Annotated in this window: 3 protein-coding genes; 1 reads left to right on the forward strand and 2 read right to left on the reverse strand. The window is 63.4% G+C overall.

Features of this window, described 5'->3' with window-relative positions; all coding sequences use genetic code 11:
• Positions 1-269: 269 nt before the first annotated feature.
• The gene (locus U9977_RS13220) at positions 270-1,136 is read left to right on the forward strand and encodes a 4a-hydroxytetrahydrobiopterin dehydratase (RefSeq protein WP_322749544.1); all 867 of its coding nucleotides are present in this window, start codon (positions 270-272) and stop codon (positions 1,134-1,136) included.
• A 243-nt stretch (positions 1,137-1,379) separates the two neighbouring features.
• Here U9977_RS13220 and U9977_RS26955 read toward each other — a convergent pair whose 3' ends face one another.
• Together U9977_RS26955 and mfd are read right to left on the reverse strand one after the other, a co-directional pair.
• Complete coding sequence (locus U9977_RS26955; RefSeq protein WP_416210592.1) at positions 1,380-1,550, reverse strand: HIT family protein; 171 nt, start codon at positions 1,548-1,550, stop codon at positions 1,380-1,382.
• Between the two features lie 119 nt (positions 1,551-1,669).
• Positions 1,670-3,385: transcription-repair coupling factor (gene mfd / locus U9977_RS13225; RefSeq protein WP_322749545.1), on the reverse strand; the 1,716-nt coding region annotated here is incomplete at its 5' end.

The following is a 3,385-nucleotide window of genomic DNA, read 5'->3' on the forward strand; positions in this document are numbered from 1 at the left end:
TACAGGATGTGCATATTAGCCCGACCACCACTGGATCCATTGCGGACCACAGCGCAGCAGGTGCGATGCAGGGCAGGGCAGTGCAGTGGGATGAGATGGGATGGGATGGTCGGACAGTCCCCATTCGGCTCGGTTCGGCCCCATCGGCCAGAGCCGGATCGCCAACCGGTGTTGCCGGCTCAGCCGACGCGGGCAGGCGTACCCGGCCGCTCCCTTTAGAATCGTCTGCGTCCCGGGAATGAGAGTGTCGACTGGTTGTGAGGTGGGCAGTGGCGGAAACAGTCGTCTTCATCAGTTACCGGAGAGATGACACCAGCGCCGAGGCCGGAAGGCTTCAGGAGACGCTTCGCGCACAGCTCGGAGACACGGCCGTCTTCCTCGACACGTCCGCGATAGGGATAGGCGACGAGTGGCCTCGCGAGGTCGAAGACGCACTCCAGGCTGCCCCAGTTGTCCTCGCTGTCATGGGCGTGAACTGGTTACGCGTAAGCGACGAGTTCGGCTATCGGAGGATAGATCAACCAGATGATTGGGTACGCCGAGAACTCGAGAATGCACTCGCGACGAAAAAGGCGGTTCTCCCGGTTCTTGTGCAAGGTGCCCGGATGCCGCCCACGGACAAGTTCCCAACTTCACTTGCTGATCTTCCCCGTCACCAGGCGGTTGAGATACGACGCGACTACTGGGATCACGACACCAAACTAATCATAAGCAGGATCGAGGCGCTGACGAATGCTCCGCTCAAGAATCATGCGGACCTCGGTCTCTACCCGGCGCCAATGCGGGAAAAACCCGATCCCTTGTCGGACGAGCGGATTGACGCCGCGCTGAACGGATCTCTGCACCGTTGGCGAAGAACCACGAGCCCGTTTCCTGGGGCCGAGTCACAGAGTCGGGTAGAACTCTTCCGCGAGTATAAGTTCAAGACGTTCACGGACGCCATCGGATTCATGAGCTTGGTCGTTCCCGGCTGCATCACGATATGGCACCATCCACGGTGGGAAAACGTCTGGCGCACTCTGAACGTCTACCTGACGACCTGGGACATCGGGCAACGGATTTCGGACCGGGACATAGTCCTCGCCCTATACCTCGACCGCGCATTCAGCGATTTTTCCGGCCGCGACGACTCGTAGCTGGCGCTCGACCCCTATCTAGTAACCGTGCGAGCGGGCGTTCATCATCGGGCTACGAATTCCAGACAAGTTCGCTGGAGGCGACACATCCACCCTGAAACTCCCCTCATCCTGAACGTCACGATCAACCACGTTTCGGAAACCGGAGAAGTGCTGACACCAGGGGCCGCGCCACACACACCGAATAGGTCAGAAAATGGCAACGGCTCCCCATTTCCGGTTGTTTTGGTTGTTACGGGAATCCTACGCCGGCCAGATCGGGCCACACCGATCGCCGTGCCAACGGAAGACAAGATGGATGTGTAGGTGCCACACAGTCTGGGTTGCCGCCGTGCCGTTGGACTGGATGACGTTGATTCCGGCCGGCTGGTGGATTTCGCGTAGGTGGGCGGTGAGCTGGTGGGCGTAGGCCATTGATGATCGTACAGAACACGCAGGGGTCACGATGAGGGCCTCCGGGATCTGACGCAGCTGGAACGGATGCGGCGGGTCCCGACACTCAAAGACATGATCCTGAGAAGCGGAACGACGGATCAGCGGGATGCGGATGCTGCGGTGGCGGCGGCGGCTATCGAGTCACCCACGACGGCGTCCAGTACGCCGGCGGCCCAGGCGAGGACGGCGCGGTCGCGCAACGGCCGGGCACCGATCCGCGGGGATTCCGCCGGTGCCGGCACCAGGATCGTACGCACCGCCTGCTTGACCACGGACCCCTTGTACAGCCGCTGCAGGCGCATGATCTGGCTTTCGCGCAGTTCCAGCGGAGCGAACCGCACCTGACGGCCTGCAACGGTGATCTCGCTGACGCCGTAGCGGCGGGCGAGTACGCGCAGCGACGCGACCGCGAGCAGGTTCTCCGCCGGCTCCGGCAGCGCGCCGAACCGGTCGAGCAGTTCCGCGCGCACCTCGGCGATGTCGTCGTCGTCGGCGGCACCGGCGAGGCGCCGGTAGGCGTCCAGACGCAGCCGCTCGCTCGGGACGTAGTCGTGCGGCAGGCTCGCGTTCACCGGGAGTTCCACCTTGACATCGGGCAGTTCCTCGACCGCGGTCCCCTTGAAATCCGCGACAGCCTCGCCGACCATACGCACATAGAGATCGAAACCGACCGAGGCGATATGCCCGGACTGTTCGCCGCCGAGAAGGTTACCAGCTCCGCGTATTTCCAGGTCCTTCATGGCAACGGCCATACCGGCGCCGAGGTCGGCGTGCTGGGCAATGGTGGCGAGCCGGTCGTGCGCGGTTTCGGTGAGCGGTTTGTCCGGCGGGTAGAGAAAGTACGCATACGCGCGTTCCCGACCACGCCCGACACGTCCCCGTAGCTGGTGCAGCTGGGAGAGACCGAACACGTCGGCACGTTCCACGATGAGGGTGTTGGCATTGGAGATGTCGAGCCCGGATTCGACGATCGTGGTACAGACGAGCACGTCGAACTGCTTTTCCCAGAACGCGACCATCACCTGTTCGAGGGCGTCCTCGCCCATCTGGCCGTGGGCGGTGGCGATACGCGCCTCCGGGACGAGCTCGCGCAGCCTCGCCGCGGCCGCGTCGATCGACTCCACCCGGTTGTGGATGAAGAAAACCTGGCCCTCTCGCAGCAGTTCGCGCCGGATCGCTGCGGTGACCTGCCGGTTGTCGCTCGGGCCGACGAAGGTGAGCACCGGGTGCCGTTCCTCCGGCGGGGTGTCGATCGTCGACAGCTCCCGGATACCGGTGATCGACATCTCCAACGTCCGGGGAATCGGGGTGGCGCTCATCGTGAGCACGTCCACCGCGGTCCGCATCTTCTTCAGGTATTCCTTGTGCTCGACGCCGAACCGTTGCTCCTCGTCGATTATCACCAGGCCGAGATCCTTGAAGTGGGACGCGGACGACAGCAGCCGGTGGGTTCCGATGACTATGTCGACACCGCCCTTGGCGAGCCCTTCCAGCACAGCCTTCTGCTCGGACGCGGAATTGAACCGCGACATCGCCCGCACGGTCACCGGGAATGCCGCATACCGCTCGGAGAACGTCTGCAAATGCTGTTGGACGAGCAGCGTGGTCGGGACGAGAATGGCGACCTGCTTGCCGTCCTGCACCGCCTTGAACGCAGCCCGCACCGCAATCTCGGTCTTGCCGTAGCCGACATCGCCGCAGATGATCCGGTCCATCGGGACGGGTTTGCGCATGTCGGCCTTCACCTCCTCGATGGCTGAGAGCTGGTCGGGCGTCTCGCGGAACGGAAAGGCGTCCTCCAGCTCCCGCTGCCA

It is taken from the genome of Protofrankia sp. Cas8 (genome assembly GCF_963555845.1).
GTDB lineage: Bacteria > Actinomycetota > Actinomycetes > Frankiales > Frankiaceae > Protofrankia.